Raw genomic sequence first — 16,240 nt, forward strand, 5'->3', positions numbered from 1 at the left:
GAATGCCGCGTGGTTATGCCAGTGCGGCAGCCGTCTGTGTCGAGGGGTGGCGCATGTCCAGGGAGCAACGCGGGCCGAACGACAAACTCGGCGCCGTTCTCGCCCTCGCGGGAATTTCCAACGCGGGCCTCGCGCGGCGCGTCAACGATCTTGGCGCCCAGCGCGGTCTGACGCTTCGCTATGACAAGACGTCGGTGGCGCGTTGGGTGTCGAAGGGCATGGTGCCGCAGGGTGCCGCGCCCCATCTCATCGCCGCCGCCATCGGCCAGAAGCTCGGCCGCCCGGTGCCGCTCCACGAGATCGGCCTGGCCGACGCGGACCCGGCACCCGAAGTCGGCCTCGCCTTCCCGCGGGACGTCGGCCAGGCGGTGCGCTCGGCGACGGATCTGTACCGCCTCGACCTCGCCGGCCGCCGGGCCGGTTCGGGCGGCATCTGGCAGTCGCTGGCCGGATCGTTCGCGGTGAGCGCATACGCAACGCCCGCCTCACGGTGGCTGATAACCCCGGCCGACAGTTCGGTCGCGCGTGACGTGGGCCCCGGCGAGGGCTCCGGCGCACCGCTCAAAGTCGGCCACAGCGATGTGCAGAAGCTGCGGGAGGCCGCCGAGGACGCGCGGCGCTGGGACTCCAAGTACGGCGGCGGCGACTGGCGTTCGTCCATGGTCCCCGAGTGCTTACGGGTGGAGGCCGCCCCCCTGCTGCTCGGCTCGTACTCCGACGAGGTCGGCCGGGCCCTCTTCGGCGCCTCCGCCGAACTCACCCGCCTCGCGGGCTGGATGGCCTTCGACACGGGCCAGCAGGAAGCGGCCCAGCGCTACTACATCCAGGCCCTGCGCCTGGCCCGGGCGGCGGCGGACGTCCCCCTCGGGGGCTACGTGCTGGCCTCCATGTCGCTCCAGGCCACCTACCGCGGCTTCGGCGACGAGGGCGTGGACCTCGCCCAGGCCGCTCTCGAACGCAACCGCGGACTGGCCACGGCCCGCACCATGAGCTTCTTCCGCCTGGTCGAGGCCCGGGCACACGCGCGTGCGAACGACGCCCAGGCCGCCGGCGGCGCCCTGAAGGCGGCCGAGAGCTGGCTGGAGCGCGCCCGCCCCGGCGACAACGACCCGAGCTGGCTCGGCTTCTACTCCTACGACCGTTTCGCCGCCGACGCGGCCGAGTGCTACCGCGACCTCAAGGCTCCCCGCCAGGTACGCCGCTTCACCGAGCAGGCCCTGTCGAAACCGACGGAGGAGTTCGTCCGCTCGCACGGTCTGCGCCTGGTCGTCTCCGCGGTCGCCGAACTGGAGTCGGGGAACCTGGACGCCGCGTGCGAGCAGGGGGTGCGGGCGGTGGAGGTCGCCGGGCGGATCTCCTCGGCCCGCACCACCGAGTACGTGAAGGATCTCCTGCACCGTCTGGAACCGTACGGCGACGAGCCACGGGTGGTGGAGCTCCGTGAGCGTGCACGGCCGCTGCTGATGACTCCGGCGTAGCCGGGCGCAGGTATGCCGTTCGCCCCGCGTTTGAAGGCATTGTCAGTGGCGCAGTGCACTATCGAGGCGGGAGGTGGTGGGCGTGCGGACCGGATACGACTGTGACGTGCTGGTGATCGGTGGCGGAATCGTCGGTCTGTCGACGGCGTACGCGATCACACGCGCCGCACCGGGCACACGTGTCACCGTCCTGGAGAAGGAGCCGGGCCCGGCCCGCCATCAGACCGGCCGCAACAGCGGCGTCATCCACAGCGGCGTCTATTACCGCCCAGGTTCCCTCAAGGCGCGCTACGCGGTGCGGGGCGCGGCGGAGATGGTCAAGTTCTGCGCCGAGTACGGCATCCCCCACGCGGTCACCGGCAAGCTGATCGTCGCCACCGACCGCGCGGAGCTGCCCCGCCTGCACGCGCTGGTGCAGCGCGGCCGGGAGAACGGGATCCCGGTGCGGGAGCTGGGCGCCTCCCAGATCGCGGAATACGAGCCGGAGGTGCGCGGCCTCGCCGCGATACACGTGGGCACGACGGGCATCTGCGACTTCGTCGCGGTCGCCCGACAGCTGGCCCACGGCTCGGGTGCGGAGATCCGCTACGGCACGCGAGTCGTGCGCGTGGACCGGCGCCCCGAGCGGGGGGTCGCCGTGCTGACGGCCGCGGGGGACGTCGTACGCGGGCGGGTCCTGGTGAACTGCGCGGGCCTGCAGTGCGACGAGATCGCCCGGCTCACCGGGGACGACCCGGACATGCGGATCGTGCCGTTCCGTGGTGAGTACTACGAGCTGGCCCGGCCGGAGCTGGTGCGGGGCCTGGTCTATCCCGTGCCCGACCCGGCGTTCCCGTTCCTCGGGGTGCATCTCACGCGCGGAATCGACGGGGGCGTCCATGTCGGGCCCAACGCGGTCCCGGCGCTGGCCCGCGAGGGGTACGGATGGGGCACGGTGCGTCTGCGCGAACTGGGCTCGACCCTGGCCTGGCCCGGCTCCTGGCAGATCGCCCGCCGGCACTGGCGGTACGGGACGGGTGAGCTGCGGCGGTCCCTGTCCAAGGCGGCGTTCACGGACGCGGTGGGCAGGCTGCTGCCCGCGGTGGCCGAGGGCGATCTGGTGCCGACAGCGGCGGGTGTGCGCGCCCAGGCGGTCCTCCGCGACGGAACCCTGGTCGACGACTTCCTGATCCGCGAGGGCCCTCGCGCGGTGCACGTCCTGAACGCGCCGTCGCCCGCGGCCACGGCGTCCCTGCCGATCGGCCGGGAGGTGGCACGGAGGGCACTGGCCGCGCTGTGAGCTCTCCGGACGCCCGGCGACCCCGCCGAGCCCGGTCGCTCCCGCACCCCGGCGGCAGACGCAGGCACCCCCACCGGCGGGTACGCACCGCACCACCGCCGTAAAATCGAGGGCACTGTGTCTGACTCCGTGAACCCCCCCGAAGACCCGCACCCGCACGCGCACGCCCACCCGCAGGCGCCCGGGGACTCCGTCCGGCGTACCCGGGCCAAGGGAGAGCCGCGCTTCCCCTACGGGCCCAAGGCCGATCCCGCCGGGTCGCACTTCGAGCGGCGCATCCGGAGTTTCCAGCCGCGGCGCAGCCGCGTCACCGCCGGCCAGGCGGACGCGCTGCAGCGCCTGTGGCCCAAGTGGGGCCTCGACATCGACGGCCGGGCCCTCGACCTGCCCGAGCTGTTCGGCAACGACAACCCCGTCGTCCTGGAGATCGGCTTCGGCATGGGCGAGGCCACCGCCCAGATGGCCGCCGCCGACCCCGCCACGAACATCCTCGCCGTCGACGTCCACACCCCCGGCCAGGGCAACCTGCTCAACCTCGCCGACCGCAACGGCCTGTCCAACATCCGGGTCGGCAACGGCGACGCCATCATCCTCCTGCGCGAGATGCTCGCCCCGGCCTCCCTCGACGGTCTGCGCGTCTACTTCCCCGACCCCTGGCCCAAGAAGCGGCACCACAAGCGAAGGATCATCCAGCCCGACTTCCTCAGTCTCGCCGCCACCCGCCTCAGGCCCGGCGCGATCCTCCACTGCGCCACCGACTGGGAGCCGTATGCCGAACAGATGCTCGATGTCCTCACGGCACACCCCTACTTCGAGAACACGCAGGCCGACGGTGGCTTCGCGCCGCGCCCCGACTTCCGTCCGCTGACCCGTTTCGAGGGCCAGGGACTGGACAAGGGACATGTCGTGAACGACCTCCTCTTCCGTCGCGTACAGCACGTGAACCAGTCCCCCGCCGGCGCCTGACCACCCCTGGCACCTCTCCCGCCTGCGGACAGCGCCCATCCGTCGTTAGGGTCAATGCCGTGGCCACCAGCCCCCCACACCCGTCGTACCCCAGCGGTCCCACCGACGGCGCGCCCTTCGTCGGCTCAGGCACAGCCGGCTCCTCGCGGCCCGCCCACTGGTGGCAGCGCGCCTGGGTGCGCTACGGCGCGCTGAGCACGCTCCTCGCGATATCCGGCCTGGTCATCCTCGCCCTGGTCCGCGAGGAGACCGGCACGGAGGGGTTCCTGGTCGGGCTGGGGCTGGCCGTCCTCCCGGTGCCCCTGCTGATAGCCGCGTTCCGCTGGCTGGACCGGGTCGAGCCCGGCCCCTGGCGGAACCTGCTGTTCTGCTTCGCCTGGGGCGCCTGCGCGGCGGCGCTGATAGCGATCGTCGCCAACAGCTTCGCGACGAGATGGATAGCGACGGCGACGGCGGACCCGTCCAGCGCTGACACCCTGGGTGCGACGGTGATAGCGCCGGTGGTCGAGGAGTCGGCCAAGGCGGCGGCCGTCCTGCTGGTCTTCCTCTTCCGTCGCCGCGACTTCACCGGCATCGTCGACGGCGTCGTCATAGCCGGAGTGACCGCCACCGGCTTCGCGTTCACGGAGAACATCCTCTACCTGGGCACCGCCTTCGGCACCGACCAGCTCACCGGCGGCACCGGCATCGCGTCCGTCACGGCGGCGACCTTCTTCGTGCGCATCATCATGTCGCCGTTCGCGCACCCGCTGTTCACGGTCCTCACCGGCATCGGCTTCGGCATCTCCGCCATCTCGGCGGAGCGCCGGCGTCTGCGCCGCGTCGCCTTCCCGCTGTCCGGGCTGCTGCTCGCGATGGGCATGCACGCGATGTGGAACGGCTCGTCGGCGTTCGGCGAGTACGGGTTCTTCGCCGTGTACGCGGCGTTCATGGTGCCCATCTTCGGGCTGCTGACGTGGCTGGTGATCTGGACCCGGCAGCGGGAGCTGAAGACCGTGCGGGCGGAGCTGCCCGCCTACGCCGTGGCCGGCTGGCTGACCCCCGCCGAGCCGTTCGCGCTCGGCTCGATGCGGGCCCGGCGGATCGCCCGCCAGTACGCCCGCCGGCACGCGGGCAGGGCGGCGGCCCGGGAGGTGGCGCGGTACGAGGCGTACGCGACATCGCTGGCATTCCTGCGGCACCGGGCCCGGCGGGGCGGCACCGGCTCCGGCTTCGCCGTGCGGGAGGGGGAGCTGCTCGGCGAGTTGTGGCGGCGCCGGGAGGTGGCCCGCCCGGCACTGGACCACGCGGCCCGGATCACGGCCCCTCCGGTTCCGGTGGTGGCCCCGCCCTGGCCGGTGTACGGCGTGCACGGCTACGGCCACCAGCCGGCGCCCTACCCCGCGTACAACCCGTACCGTTTCTGAGGGCTCAGGCCGAGGCCTGAGTGAGCCGATCGAGCTGGGCCTGCGAGAAGGTCGGCTCTCCGACGCCGGCCAGTGCGGCCGGCTGCTCCACCGTCCGTGCGGAGGCGATCGGCGCTGCCACGGTCGGCCGGGCGGCGAGGCGGGCGAGGGCCGGCGCGGCCACGGGGACGTCCTGCTCAGCGGCAACGACCGCAGGGGAACCTCGTTCCACCAGGGATGCGAAGCTCCCGCCAACACCGCGCCGGAAAACCGGCGGCCCTGACGTCGAGGGGTCGTCGTCAGGGCCGCCGGTGCTGCAACGGATCTGTGCGGCTTACGGGTTCAGTCCCTTGCCCCGCAGCCACGCCATCGGGTCGATGCCGCTCGCGGATCCACCGGAGTGGACCTCCAGGTGGAGGTGCGCCCCGGTGACGTTGCCGGTGGCGCCCACGCGGCCGATGACGTCGCCGGTGCTGACCTTCTGGCCGACGCTGACGCCGATGGACGACTGGTGCGCGTACCAGATCTCGGTGCCGTCATCGAGGGTGAGGACGGTCTTGTAGCCGTACGAGCCGTTCCAGCCCGCCTCGGTGATGGTGCCGCTGTGCACCGCCTTGATCGGCGTGCCCGTGGGGGCGGCGAAGTCGAGGCCGGTGTGGTAGCCGGAGGACCAGTAGGCACCGGCCTGGCCGAAGCTGGAGGTGATGGTGTACGAGGAGGTCGGCAGCGTGTACTGCTTGGCGAGGGCGGCGAGCCGCTCGGCCTCGGCCTTCTTCTCGGCCTCCTCCTCCGCCTTCTTCTTGGCTTCGGCGGCCTTGGCCTTGGCTTCCTTCTCCGCCTTGGCGACGGCTTCCGCCGCTGCCTTCTCGGCGGCGGCTGCTGCGTCCTGGGCGGCCTTGGTCTCGATCTGGTCCTGCTGGAGCTCGACCTGCGCCATGATCCGGGCGCGCAGCGCCTCGCCGGCGCCCGCACCGGAGGTGCCCTGCTCGGGTTCCGCCGTGGCGGTGCCGAGGCTGCTGAGCGGGGTGGCGGAACCTTCGGGGGTGTCGTCGTCCGAGATGAGGGAACCCACCGAGGGCAGGTCCGGCACGGAGATGGACACCGGGGGCTTGCCGGTCTGGGCGCTGGCCATGCCGCCGGCACCCACGGCTGCTATGACACCGACGCCGAGGACGGTGGAACTGCGGGCGAGACCTCCGCCGCGCTGCTTGGTGACGCGGTGCCGGCCACGGACGGGACGGATGGACTCCTCGGTGGGGTTCCACTCCTGGAACGGGCCCTCGTCGGTGCGCTGACCGCCGTAGCCGAAGGTGTCGGTGTCGCGCTTCGGCGCGAACGGGGCCGCGGGGGCAGGCCGGTTGGACGCCACGTGGGCGTGCTCCTTTCCTTCCTTCTCGCCTACCGGGTTAGCTGACGGGTTCGGAGCAGGAAGGTCTCCTACGCGCGTATACCCGCCGTGCTTCCACGGTGGCATCCGCGCGATTCACCCCAAGTGGTGGTTCCCCGGTTCCCTTTCGGGATTCGGCGCGTGCGCACGGAGCCGCCTTCTGTGACGGCTGGGACGACCGCGCTGCGTTATCGAACGTTAATGGAGGCGCGAGGGGTATTCCAGCGATTCCACTTGATCATTAACCTTTTTCACGCGGACTTACCTGCCATGACCGGCTTAAATCGGACGAGTTGACCGCATCACAAGTGACTGACGAGTTTTGACGGTGCGTCAGTTGTTATGCGCGGTGGGACGGTTCGCTCACCGACCGTAAGGGACGTCGGCGGTGTGACGAGGAAATGCACCGAGGGCCGGAACCCTTTCGGATTCCGGCCCTCGGCCTTCAGTAGCGGGGACAGGATTTGAACCTGCGACCTCTGGGTTATGAGCCCAGCGAGCTACCGAGCTGCTCCACCCCGCGCCGTTGTGACTCCAGTGTACGCCATCCGCGGGACGGTTCGCGCACACCCACCGCTCAGCCGCCCAAGGTGCCCGCGTGGGTGAGGGTTTCCCGGGCGGTGAACGGGTCGTCGGACCCGGCCGGCCGGGTCCGTACGGCCGGCTTGTGAGCGGCGGGGACGGGCCGGCCGATCCGTTCCCGCCGGGCGTGTGCCGCACGGTCTCGGCGGCCCGGGCCCAGACCGACCCGGCCCAGCCGGCCCGCGATGCACCCTCTCCCCGGTGTGCGGCGCGGCGTGGCCGACCAGGCGTCCATGATCTGCCGGCCTTCTCGGCGTGCCGCCGCTCGGCGGTGACGGCGAACAGCGGGGCCCGTGTGCGGCGGCCAGGGCGTCCTCGCGCTCCGCGGCGCAGCCCCGGCCCTCCGCGTCGCCGGCCGGACAGACGACGGTCTCGTACGCCCCCGGCCCGGTGCCGGTACGAGCCGTACGCGCTGTCCCGCATTGTGAGGTACGCCTCACCGCCGGGGCTGCCGCCCGGCGGTGAGGTGCTCGCGCACGGCATTCGGCCGAGCCCGGCCGACGAGGACACCGGGTGCGCGAAGGGGGTGTCGGGGGGGGAGGGCCGGGCCCATGGTGCGGGCGACCGGGCCGTCGGACCGGCGGGAGGGGACGAGGAGGGCGAGTGCGATGAGCGGCGGCTGGAAGAACAGTGCTGCCGTCCTTCGTCTGCGCGCCGGCCTGATGGCCGCCGCCTCCGCGCCGTCGTCCCGACCCTGGAGGCGGCGCGACCCGGACGGCGGTGCGGACGGGGGATGTGTCGGGCCGATCGGCCCGCACTCAGCCCGGGAGGTGGCGGTTCGGGGCCTTGGCCCGCTCTTCGTGCTCCGGCAGGACGACGACCTGCGCTCCGGCGGCCGAGAGAAGGCCGCTGCCGTCGGCGTCGGCGACGAAGGTGTCCGGCTCCCGCCAGGCCGTGACGACCCGCCGTACGCCCGCGTCGAGGATCAGCCGGGCGCAGGGTGCGGGGCGGGAGGCGCGGCGGGCACAGGGCTCCAGGCTGCTGTACACCGTCGCGCCGGGGAGGCGCGGATCGGCCGGGTCGAGCTTCGCCAGGGCCGCCTCCTCGGCGTGCACGACCGGGTCGCCGGCCTCGCGGGAGTGGCCGCGGGCCAGTTCCGTGCCGTCGGCGGCGACCACCACCGCCCCCACGCTGAACGCCGTGTCCGAGGGCGGGCAGCGACCGGCCAGTTCGCAGGCGAGGGCCAGCCAGTGGTGGTCGGCCGCGGCGGGCAGCGGGCCGGTGCCCGGGGCCGTCGGCTCGTAGCGCATGAGGACGACGTCCTCGATCCGCCGTGACTCCAGCAGCCGGAGGCGGCCGCCCTGGTAGCCGCCGGGGCCGAAGAGGCGGGGCGCCCGGGGGTCGCCCACGAAGAGCGGGGCGAGGACCAGTTGGAGTTCGTCGGCGAGGCCCTGGGTGAGGAGCTGGGTGTGGATCAGGCCACCGCCCTCGACCATGAGCCGGCGTACCCCCCGGACGTCGTGCAGGTGCGTGAGGAGCCGCCGCCAGTCGAGGTCGGGCCCGAGCGGGACGACGTCGGTGGCGAGGTCGAGGGCACGGGCGCGGCCGGCTCCCCGGTCGGTCGTGTAGAGGACCTTCTCACCGCCGGTGTGCCAGAAGCGGGCGTCCGGGTCGAGGTCGCCGGAGCCGCTGACGGTGACCTTCAAGGGGTACTCCGGTTTCCCGGCGGCCGTGCGGGTGGCCCGGCGCGCCTCGGAGTTCACCAGCAGCCGGGGGTTGTCGGCGCGGATGGTGCCGGCGCCGATCAGGATGGCGTCGACGGAGGCCCGGACCTCGTCGACCCGGTCGAAGTCGGCCGGGCTCGACAGGAGCAGGCGGTCGGGTCCGGTGTCGTCCAGGTAGCCGTCGAGAGAGACGGCGGCGGACAGCAGGACGTACGGGTGAGGCATCGGCGCTCCGCGGCTGGTCGGGACGGCGGCACTGGACCGGCTTGGTTCAAGTTTGAAACAAACCTACACTGGCGGCATGACGACTCGCTGGCTCACCCCCGATGAGCAGCGCGCCTGGCGCGCCTACATCGCCGCCTCGCTGCTCCTGGAGGACGCGATCGACCGGCAGCTCCAGCAGGACGCCGGCATGCCGCACCTGTACTACTCCATCCTGTCCGTCCTGTCGGAGTCCCCGGACCGGCGGCTGCGCATGACCGATCTGGCCGAGCGGCTGAAGATCACGCGCAGCCGGCTGACCTACGCGGTGACCCGGCTGGAGAAGGACGGCATGCTGCGGCGCGAGGCCTGCTCCGCCGACAAGCGGGGCAGCGTCGCCACACTGACCGACGAGGGCTTCGCCGTGCTGGAGCGCGCGGCGCCCGGGCATGTCGAGACCGTGCGGAGCTTTGTGTTCGACCGGCTCAGCGAGGAGCAGGTGGGGCAGCTGGAGAAGATCTCCGCGGCGATCGCGCAGGGGCTCCAGGAGGACGGGGCGCGACCGGCGGCGGACGACGTGCCATGGCGGCGGAGGTCGTCGTCACCTTGTGCGTGACGAGACGCGGGTGACGGAATGACGCCGGTGACGCCGGTGACATGGGTGGCGGAATGGCCGGTGACGCGGGTGACGCGAATGACACGGCAGTGACACGCGCCACACCCCCACGGATCTCCGTTGCTTCAAATTTAAAGCACGAGTAGGGTTCCACTCGTGCATCTGCTTCAAATCTGAAGCAATACGGCTGTGCAGCCGAACAGGAAACGGAACCCGGAGGCCCCGTATGCCCGACACACCCGCCGTCCTCGCCACCCCCCGCTCCCGAGTCCGGGTCCCGCTGCGCTTCCAGGACGGCTACGAGGCCGACGCCGAGCTCGTCACCTTCCACGGACTGGCCGACGGGCAGGAGCACGTGGCCGTGGTCCTCGGCGAGCCCGGGCCGGTCCCGCTGGTGCGGCTGCACTCCGAGTGCCTGACCGGGGACGTGTTCGGCTCCGCCCGCTGCGACTGCGGCCCGCAGCTGCGCGAGGCGGTCGAGCGCATAGCCGAGCGCGGCGGCGTGCTCCTCTATCTCCGCCAGGAGGGCCGGGGCATCGGCCTCTACAACAAGCTCGACGCCTACGCCCTCCAGGACGAGGGTCTGGACACCTACGAGGCGAACGCGGCCCTGGGGCTGCCGGAGGACGCCCGCGACTACACGGCGGCGGCCCAGATGCTCCGGGCCCTGGGCATCGGCGAGCTGGACCTGCTCTCCAACAACCCGGACAAGGCGGACCAGTTGCGGTCCCTGGGCGTCGAGGTCCGCGACCGGATCCCCACGGGCGTCTTCACGACCGCACACAACGTCCGCTACCTGCGCGCGAAGGTCCTCCAGACCCAGCACACGCTGCCGCTGGCCGCGCTCAGCGCGGGCTGAACCGCCCCCGGCCCGGCCGGGCACCGAACCGAGCTGCTTGCCCCTCGGTTCCCCGGGTACAGCCTTTGAAAGAGGGCGACCTCATCAGTACCCGGAGCTTTATGGAAGTGACCGTTTCGTGACCGATCTCGGCGGCCCCGGCGACCACCGGGCGAGGGGACCGGGGGATGGCCCGGAGGCCGTCGCATCGCAGATCGCCGATGCCGTGGAGAGTCTGACGGCGCTGTGGTCGGTCGCCGCCCAGGAGGCGTCCCTGCGCCTGTCCCTGCACCAGTTGCGGGCACTGCGCACCGTGCAGGCGACACCCGGTCTGAATCTGACGACCCTCGCGGAAGGCCTGGACATCGGCCTCCCCACGGCCAGCCGCCTCTGCGACCGCCTGGCGGCGGCCGGCCTGCTGGAGCGGGTCCCGCACCCCGACACCCGCCGCGAGGTGCAGCTGTGGCTCACCACACACGGCCGGCATGTGCTGGGGGAGGTCGCCGGCCGCCGCGCCCAGGCCCTGGCCGCCGCGCTGGCGGCGATGGAACCGGCCGAACGGGCGGCACTGCGCAGGGGATTGCGGGGGTTCCTGACCGCCCAGGGCAAGGTGGTACCGGGCGTCGACGGGATCGAGTGAGTCCCGGGAGGCGTACCGGCGGCGCCTTCTAGGCCGTCAGCCGCCGGTGAGTCCCCGCCGGTCGTCCGGCCCCTCAACGCCCGTCAGGTTCCCGAGCCGTGGCGGCTCACGCCGCCGGCGGTCAGTACCGCCACACACGTGTCGTCCCGCGTGGGCCGGGCCGCGCTCCCGGCGTCGCGGAGCACCACCGCGGCCGCCACCGCCGGGTCGCAGCCGGGGAGAACACCGTCGTCGGGCGGCGTCCAGCGGCTGGGCAGGCCGTCGCTGTGCAGGACCAGCAGGCTGTCGGCCTGCCAGGGCACCCGCTGCACGGGCAGAGACGCCGGGGCCTGCGCGCCCACGATGCCCGGGTGGGACAACAGCGCCTTCCACGTGCCGTCGGTCCGCAGCCGGGCGCCGACATTGCCGATCCCCGCGAAGCTCAACTCCCCGGCGGCCACGTCGAGCTGGGCCACCGCAACGGCCGCGCCCCGGGTGGGGCGCAGGGCCCGGCCCAGCCTCCGCAGGATCTCGGGGGGCGGCAGCTCGGCCACGCCGCGCAGCTCCGTCACCGCCGCCGTGGAGGCCTCGGCCGCCTTCGCCCCGTGCCCGAGCCCGTCGGCGAGCAGCAGGGTCAGACGGTCACCGCCGCACACCCGGCCCCAGGCGTCCCCGGACTGCTCGGCCCGGCCGAGGGGGACGTTGACACCCCCGGCCCGCGGACCGGGCGGGGGCGGCCCCTGGTTGCGGACGGCCGGCTCGTGGCCGATCCGGGCCATCACGACGGTGCCCCGGCCGGGGGCGCTGTGCAGATCGAAGTCGTTCGCTATGCGCCGGCACGTGCCGAGCCCGGCGCCGAGCGAGGCGGCGACGGTCGTGGTGTATCCGTCGCGCATCGCCGCGGCGACGTCGGGGATGCCGGGGCCGTGGTCGACCGAGACGAGCTGCACCGCCGGCCGGTGGCCGTCGTCGTGCGCACGCTCGACGAGGTTGATCAGCACACGCCCGCCGCCCGCGTGCCGCAGCAGGTTGGTCGCCAGCTCGGTCGCCACGAGCGCGGCGGTCGCGGTGCGGTTCGGGGGCAGGCCGGCGCAGGCGCTGGCCTCCTCGGCCGCCACCCGGACGTCCCGCACCCGGGTCGAGTCGTCCACCGGCACGTCCCAGACCCTGCTCATCACGGCACCGTCCGGGAGGGCGGTACGACGGTGGCCCAGGCGGTGACGGTGACGGTGGTCCCCTCACCGGGCCGGCTGTCCACCTCGAACTCCTGCACGAGCCGCTTGGCCCCGCTCAGGCCGAGTCCGAGCCCGCCGCCGCTGGTGTACCCGTCGGTCAGCGCCTGGTCCAGGTCGCGGATGCCGGGCCCGCTGTCGACGAAGGCCAGCCGCAGCCCGTGCGACTGCCCCAGGGCGAGCGGAGTGATCTGCACATGGCCGCCCCCGCCGTGGACGAGGGTGTTGCGGGCCAGTTCGCTCGCCGCCGTGACGAGCTTGGTCTGCTGCACCAGACCGAAACCGAGCTCGGCGGCGGCCTGCCGGACCTGCTGGCGCACCCAGGCCAGATCGGCGTCCGAGCCGATCGGCAGACTGGCCGGGCCGGCATGGCGGGAAGTCTGCATCACGGTCTCCCCTCGCCCCGGGGCGTGGTCACACCGAGCAGCTCCATCGCACGTTCGACGTCCAGGGCCGTCCGCAGGCCGGGCAGGGTGAGCCCCAGCTCGACCAGGGTGATCGCCACCGCCGGGCGCATCCCGGCCAGCACCGTACGGGCCGCCAGCAGCTTGGCTCCGGCGGCGATCTCGGCGAGGACCCGGCCCAGGAACGAGTCGACGATCTCCACACCGGAGATGTCGATCACCACCCCGGTCACCCGGGAGTGCGAGATCCGGTCCGTGACGTCCTGCTGGAGCTGCTCGGCCATCCCGTCGTGCAGCTCCCCCTGGAGCGTGACGAGCAGGACGTCGCCCAGCTGGAGGACCGGCACCGTGAAGCCGTGTCCGCCCAGGGGCCCGTGTCCCGCCGACCCGGTCACCGCGTGCCCGCGTCCGCCGCCGCGCCGGCCGCCCGCAGCGGTGCGATCTCCACACCCTGCTGACTGAGGGCGTAGGCGAGCGCGTCCGCCAGGCTCGAGCGGGTGAGCACCGTACCCAGGTCGATGCCCAGATGGACGATGGTCTGCGCGATCGCGGGCCGGATGCCGGAGACGATGCACTCGGCGCCCATCAGCCGGGCCGCCGCCACGGTCTTCATCAGGTGCTGGGCGACCAGCGAGTCGACCGTGGGCACGCCGGTGATGTCGAGGATGGCGTACCGGGCGCGTTCGGCGACGATCGCGTCCAGCAGGCTCTCCATGACCACCTGGCTGCGCGCGCTGTCGAGGGTGCCGATCAGCGGCACCGCGACCGTGCTGTCCCAGAGTTTGATCACCGGGGTGGCCACCTCGTGCAGCTGCTCGCGCTGCCGGGCGATCAGTTCCTCGCCCGCACTGACCGTCGTCTCCAGCACGACCAGGCGCAGCGTGCCCATGAGCACGGTCAGCGCCACCACGGCCTCCTGGGCCTCGGGGGCGTACGGCTCCGGGAACTCCGCGCGCAGCAGGTCGGCCACCGGCTCACGCAGGGCGGCCACTTCGGTGGCGACCCCGTCCGGGTCGATGCCCGTGCGGGCGCGGGAGGCCGCCATGCGCCCCAACTGGTCGCGCACCGACTCGAACCCGGCCGCCCGGATGTCCTCCAGCCGCCCCGAAGCCGCCACGGCCGCCAGCGCGGCGGTCACGGCCCGGCCCGCCTCCACCGCCTCGTCACGCGACACCGTGAAGACCGTGCGGAACAGCGCGGCGTCCGCCCACCGCTGGGCGATCTGCTCCCGGCGCCGCTCCAGGAACGCGCTCACCTGGTATGCGGCCGGCTCCTGTTCCGCGTTCTCTTCCGACACCGACACTTGCATCGCTCCCTTGTACGGGCCGGCCCGAGGTCGCGCGACGGCGCCTCGGCCGTTACTTGCCGTATGACAAACATTAGTGCCGGCGTACAGCCCCGCCAAACAACTGCCCACCGGCGCCCCCGACCTGCGCCTTCCCCGGTCCCTTACCGGCCACGCCAGTCCAGACACACCACGAGGGCGTCGTCGTCCGGAGTCGACTCGCCGCGGTGACCCGTCAGTTCGCGCAGGACGGCCCGGGGCACCTCGGCGGCCGGCAGCAGCCGGGTCGACTGGATCGCCCGGGTCAGGGCCGCCTCCCCGTAGGCCTCGCCGCCCGGGGAGGCCACGTCGTACACCCCGTCGCTGACGAAGACCAGGCGGTCACCGGGCTCGGCACGGAACTCCTGGACGGCGTAGTCGGTCTCCTCGAACATGCCGAGCGGCAGCTGGGCCTCGAAGGGCACCCGCTCCACCGTGCCCCGGCGCAGCCGCAGCATCTGCGGTGACCCGGCGTCCACCGCCCGGACCCGCCCGGTGGCCAGCTCGAAGTCGAGCATCAGCATGGAGAGATAACAACGGCCCCGGTAGTGGGCGTACACCGCCTGATCGGCCAGGGCCGCCTGGTCGTCGATGGGCAGCCCGGCCCGGCGCGCGTTGCGCAGGGCGTTGATCGCCAGGTTGGTCAGCAGCGAGGCCTCTATGCCCTCGCCCATGCCGTTGGTGACGTACAGACTGAGCCGGTCGGCCGAGGCGGACCAGTCGAAGTTGTCCCCGAAGATCGCGTACGCCGGTTCCAGCTGCGCACCCAGTTCGTACTCGGGGCGGGCGCAGGAGCGGCCCGGCAGCAGCTGCCACTGCATCTCGGCGGCCAGCGTCAGCCGGTCCCGGCGGCGCGCCTGGAGATACACGTCGGTGTCCCGCTCGGCCACGACGACCTCGTGCCCGAGCACCTCGGCGATCTCGGCCAGCTCGCCCAGGCAGCCGTCGGCGTGCCCGCCGCCCGGCAGGGTCACGGTCAGCACCCCGAGGCGGTCGCCGCGCACGGTGACGGGCAGATGCACCCGTACGAGATCACCCGAAAAGGCCTCCACGTACGGCTCCTGCGCACCGAAGGCCCGGCCCGCCGGGCTGTTGTGCACGGACACCGGCTGGAGGGTGTGCGGCAGCACGGACACCGGCTGGAGCACCGTCAGTCCGTAGTCGGCCAGGAAAAGCTCGACGGAGTCCGCCGCGTACTGATCGGTCAGTACACGACGGACCGCGTCCAGCAACTGGTGGGGGGCCGCCGTGCGCAGGGCGCGCTCGGCGGCCACGAATCTGTGCGTGATCGTGGTCACGGTGGTCTGTTCACCATCCTCGGTGCGGACGTCGGCACGTCCTCGGAAACGGTTCCTTGTCCTGGGGCCGGGAAGCGGGTCCGGCAAGCGGGTCCCGGGCGGCTCACGTCACGCCTAGTACGCTGACGGCCATCCCGGTGCCTGCGAGAGTGTGACTGTGACTTCCCTCCGACCCCGCCCTGAGCCAGCAGAGGTCGCCCGTGTGACCTCCACGGCCGCGGAGTTGCTGGAAGTCCTCTGGGGCCGCGCCTCGACGGCGCCGGCCTCCGCGTCCCAGCTGCGGGTGCTGCTCATCCTCGAACACCACGAGGGCATCAACCTGCGCACCCTCGCCGACTCCCTCGCCTCCACACCGCCCTCGACCAGCCGGCTCTGCGACCGGCTGCAGGCGGCCGGATTCGTCGAGCGGGAGGTGAGTTTGGCCGACCGGCGCGAGGTACGCCTGCACCTCAGCGGCCGGGGCCGTACCTTCCTCGCCGACCTGCGGGTACGCCGGGAGCAGGCGCTGCGCGCGGTGCTCGACCAGATGCCCGCGGCGAAGCGGGTGGCGCTGCTGCAGGGGCTGGAGGCGTTCTGCGACGCGGCGGCGGCCCAGATACACGACGACTCCGAAGACTCCCCCTCGTCCGGCACCCGGACTGCCTGAAACACCCGCCGCGCACGGAATCGATCCTTCCGGTCTCTTCCCCCCGCACGTTCGGCACGCCTAGGCTGTTGCCCTCCACCTATCGTTGTCAAATGACAACTGTCCGCTCCGCGAACCCCTCGTCCCTCTCCTGCGCACCGCACCGCCCACCCTCCTCTGCCCGTACCGTCGCAGTACCGGACCGGGTACCCCGCCACCGCCTCGACCTGCGCCGACTGTGGTCAACGTCTCGCCGGGGCATATGCGGGGCATGAGCCGGACGATGGCGGGTAGCGGCGCTGGAGGTGGCCTGTCGGGGGATCGGAGCGGGCCGGAACAAGA

The 16,240-nt window shown here is 72.7% G+C and carries 15 protein-coding genes, 1 tRNA gene, 1 pseudogene and 1 riboswitch; of the genes and pseudogenes, 8 read left to right on the forward strand and 9 right to left on the reverse strand.

The features are described from left to right. Positions 1 to 53: 53 nt before the first annotated feature. The 4 genes from ACIQHQ_RS16880 (at position 54) to ACIQHQ_RS16895 (ending at position 5,129) form a co-directional block, all read left to right on the forward strand. Positions 54 to 1,478 (forward strand): MFS transporter, encoded by a 1,425-nt coding sequence (locus tag ACIQHQ_RS16880; protein WP_283974864.1) that lies wholly within the window; start codon positions 54 to 56, stop codon positions 1,476 to 1,478. A 73-nt stretch (positions 1,479 to 1,551) separates the two neighbouring features. Then, positions 1,552 to 2,757: an L-2-hydroxyglutarate oxidase gene (lhgO, locus tag ACIQHQ_RS16885; protein WP_402612709.1), complete on the forward strand. Its 1,206-nt coding sequence runs from the start codon at positions 1,552 to 1,554 to the stop codon at positions 2,755 to 2,757. 117 nt (positions 2,758 to 2,874) lie between these two features. Further along, positions 2,875 to 3,723, forward strand: coding sequence for a tRNA (guanosine(46)-N7)-methyltransferase TrmB (gene trmB, locus ACIQHQ_RS16890; RefSeq protein WP_402612710.1), 849 nt, complete (start codon positions 2,875 to 2,877; stop codon positions 3,721 to 3,723). Between the two features lie 59 nt (positions 3,724 to 3,782). Beyond that, the gene (locus ACIQHQ_RS16895; RefSeq protein WP_402612711.1) at positions 3,783 to 5,129 is read left to right on the forward strand and encodes a PrsW family intramembrane metalloprotease; all 1,347 of its coding nucleotides are present in this window, start codon (positions 3,783 to 3,785) and stop codon (positions 5,127 to 5,129) included. A gap of 4 nt (positions 5,130 to 5,133) precedes the next feature. Here ACIQHQ_RS16895 and ACIQHQ_RS16900 read toward each other — a convergent pair. From ACIQHQ_RS16900 to ACIQHQ_RS16915, 4 genes and pseudogenes are all read right to left on the reverse strand, one after another. Then, positions 5,134 to 5,316, reverse strand: a pseudogene (locus ACIQHQ_RS16900) (aldo/keto reductase); the annotation flags it as partial. A 126-nt stretch (positions 5,317 to 5,442) separates the two neighbouring features. Then, complete coding sequence (locus ACIQHQ_RS16905; RefSeq protein WP_402612712.1) at positions 5,443 to 6,477, reverse strand: M23 family metallopeptidase; 1,035 nt, start codon at positions 6,475 to 6,477, stop codon at positions 5,443 to 5,445. An 11-nt stretch (positions 6,478 to 6,488) separates the two neighbouring features. Next, positions 6,489 to 6,645, reverse strand: a riboswitch (cyclic di-AMP (ydaO/yuaA leader). Positions 6,646 to 6,944: 299 nt separating this feature from the next. Continuing rightward, positions 6,945 to 7,018: transfer RNA gene (locus tag ACIQHQ_RS16910), tRNA-Met, on the reverse strand. Positions 7,019 to 7,835: 817 nt separating this feature from the next. Next, positions 7,836 to 8,966 (reverse strand): dihydrofolate reductase family protein, encoded by a 1,131-nt coding sequence (locus ACIQHQ_RS16915; RefSeq protein WP_402612713.1) that lies wholly within the window; start codon positions 8,964 to 8,966, stop codon positions 7,836 to 7,838. Between the two features lie 76 nt (positions 8,967 to 9,042). Between ACIQHQ_RS16915 and ACIQHQ_RS16920 the strand changes: the two genes are divergently transcribed. The 3 genes from ACIQHQ_RS16920 to ACIQHQ_RS16930 all read left to right on the forward strand — a co-directional run bounded on the left by ACIQHQ_RS16920 (position 9,043) and on the right by ACIQHQ_RS16930 (position 11,036). Continuing rightward, on the forward strand, positions 9,043 to 9,558 hold the full coding sequence (locus ACIQHQ_RS16920) for a MarR family winged helix-turn-helix transcriptional regulator (protein ID WP_402612714.1): 516 nt from the start codon (positions 9,043 to 9,045) through the stop codon (positions 9,556 to 9,558). Positions 9,559 to 9,784: 226 nt separating this feature from the next. After that, positions 9,785 to 10,417: a GTP cyclohydrolase II gene (gene ribA / locus ACIQHQ_RS16925; protein WP_402612715.1), complete on the forward strand. Its 633-nt coding sequence runs from the start codon at positions 9,785 to 9,787 to the stop codon at positions 10,415 to 10,417. A gap of 118 nt (positions 10,418 to 10,535) precedes the next feature. Continuing rightward, positions 10,536 to 11,036: a MarR family winged helix-turn-helix transcriptional regulator gene (locus ACIQHQ_RS16930; protein ID WP_402612716.1), complete on the forward strand. Its 501-nt coding sequence runs from the start codon at positions 10,536 to 10,538 to the stop codon at positions 11,034 to 11,036. A gap of 83 nt (positions 11,037 to 11,119) precedes the next feature. Here ACIQHQ_RS16930 and ACIQHQ_RS16935 read toward each other — a convergent pair whose 3' ends face one another. The 5 genes from ACIQHQ_RS16935 to ACIQHQ_RS16955 form a co-directional block, all read right to left on the reverse strand. Further along, positions 11,120 to 12,190 (reverse strand): SpoIIE family protein phosphatase, encoded by a 1,071-nt coding sequence (locus tag ACIQHQ_RS16935; protein WP_402612717.1) that lies wholly within the window; start codon positions 12,188 to 12,190, stop codon positions 11,120 to 11,122. Next, positions 12,190 to 12,633: an anti-sigma regulatory factor gene (locus ACIQHQ_RS16940; RefSeq protein WP_402612718.1), complete on the reverse strand. Its 444-nt coding sequence runs from the start codon at positions 12,631 to 12,633 to the stop codon at positions 12,190 to 12,192. The genes ACIQHQ_RS16935 and ACIQHQ_RS16940 overlap by 1 nt, the downstream gene beginning before the upstream one ends. Beyond that, a complete protein-coding gene (locus ACIQHQ_RS16945) occupies positions 12,633 to 13,046 on the reverse strand; it encodes an STAS domain-containing protein (protein WP_402612719.1) in 414 nt (137 codons plus the stop codon). The genes ACIQHQ_RS16940 and ACIQHQ_RS16945 overlap by 1 nt, the downstream gene beginning before the upstream one ends. Further along, the gene (locus ACIQHQ_RS16950; RefSeq protein WP_402612720.1) at positions 13,043 to 13,954 is read right to left on the reverse strand and encodes an STAS domain-containing protein; all 912 of its coding nucleotides are present in this window, start codon (positions 13,952 to 13,954) and stop codon (positions 13,043 to 13,045) included. Before ACIQHQ_RS16950 ends, ACIQHQ_RS16945 begins: the two co-directional genes overlap by 4 nt. Positions 13,955 to 14,100: 146 nt before the next feature. Beyond that, on the reverse strand, positions 14,101 to 15,273 hold the full coding sequence (locus ACIQHQ_RS16955) for a PP2C family protein-serine/threonine phosphatase (RefSeq protein ID WP_402612721.1): 1,173 nt from the start codon (positions 15,271 to 15,273) through the stop codon (positions 14,101 to 14,103). Between the two features lie 151 nt (positions 15,274 to 15,424). Between ACIQHQ_RS16955 and ACIQHQ_RS16960 the strand changes: the two genes are divergently transcribed. Beyond that, positions 15,425 to 15,919, forward strand: coding sequence for a MarR family transcriptional regulator (locus tag ACIQHQ_RS16960; RefSeq protein WP_402612722.1), 495 nt, complete (start codon positions 15,425 to 15,427; stop codon positions 15,917 to 15,919). Positions 15,920 to 16,240 lie beyond the last annotated feature (321 nt).

This window comes from Streptomyces sp. NPDC092370, from assembly GCF_044755265.1.
Classification (GTDB): Bacteria; Actinomycetota; Actinomycetes; order Streptomycetales; family Streptomycetaceae; genus Streptomyces.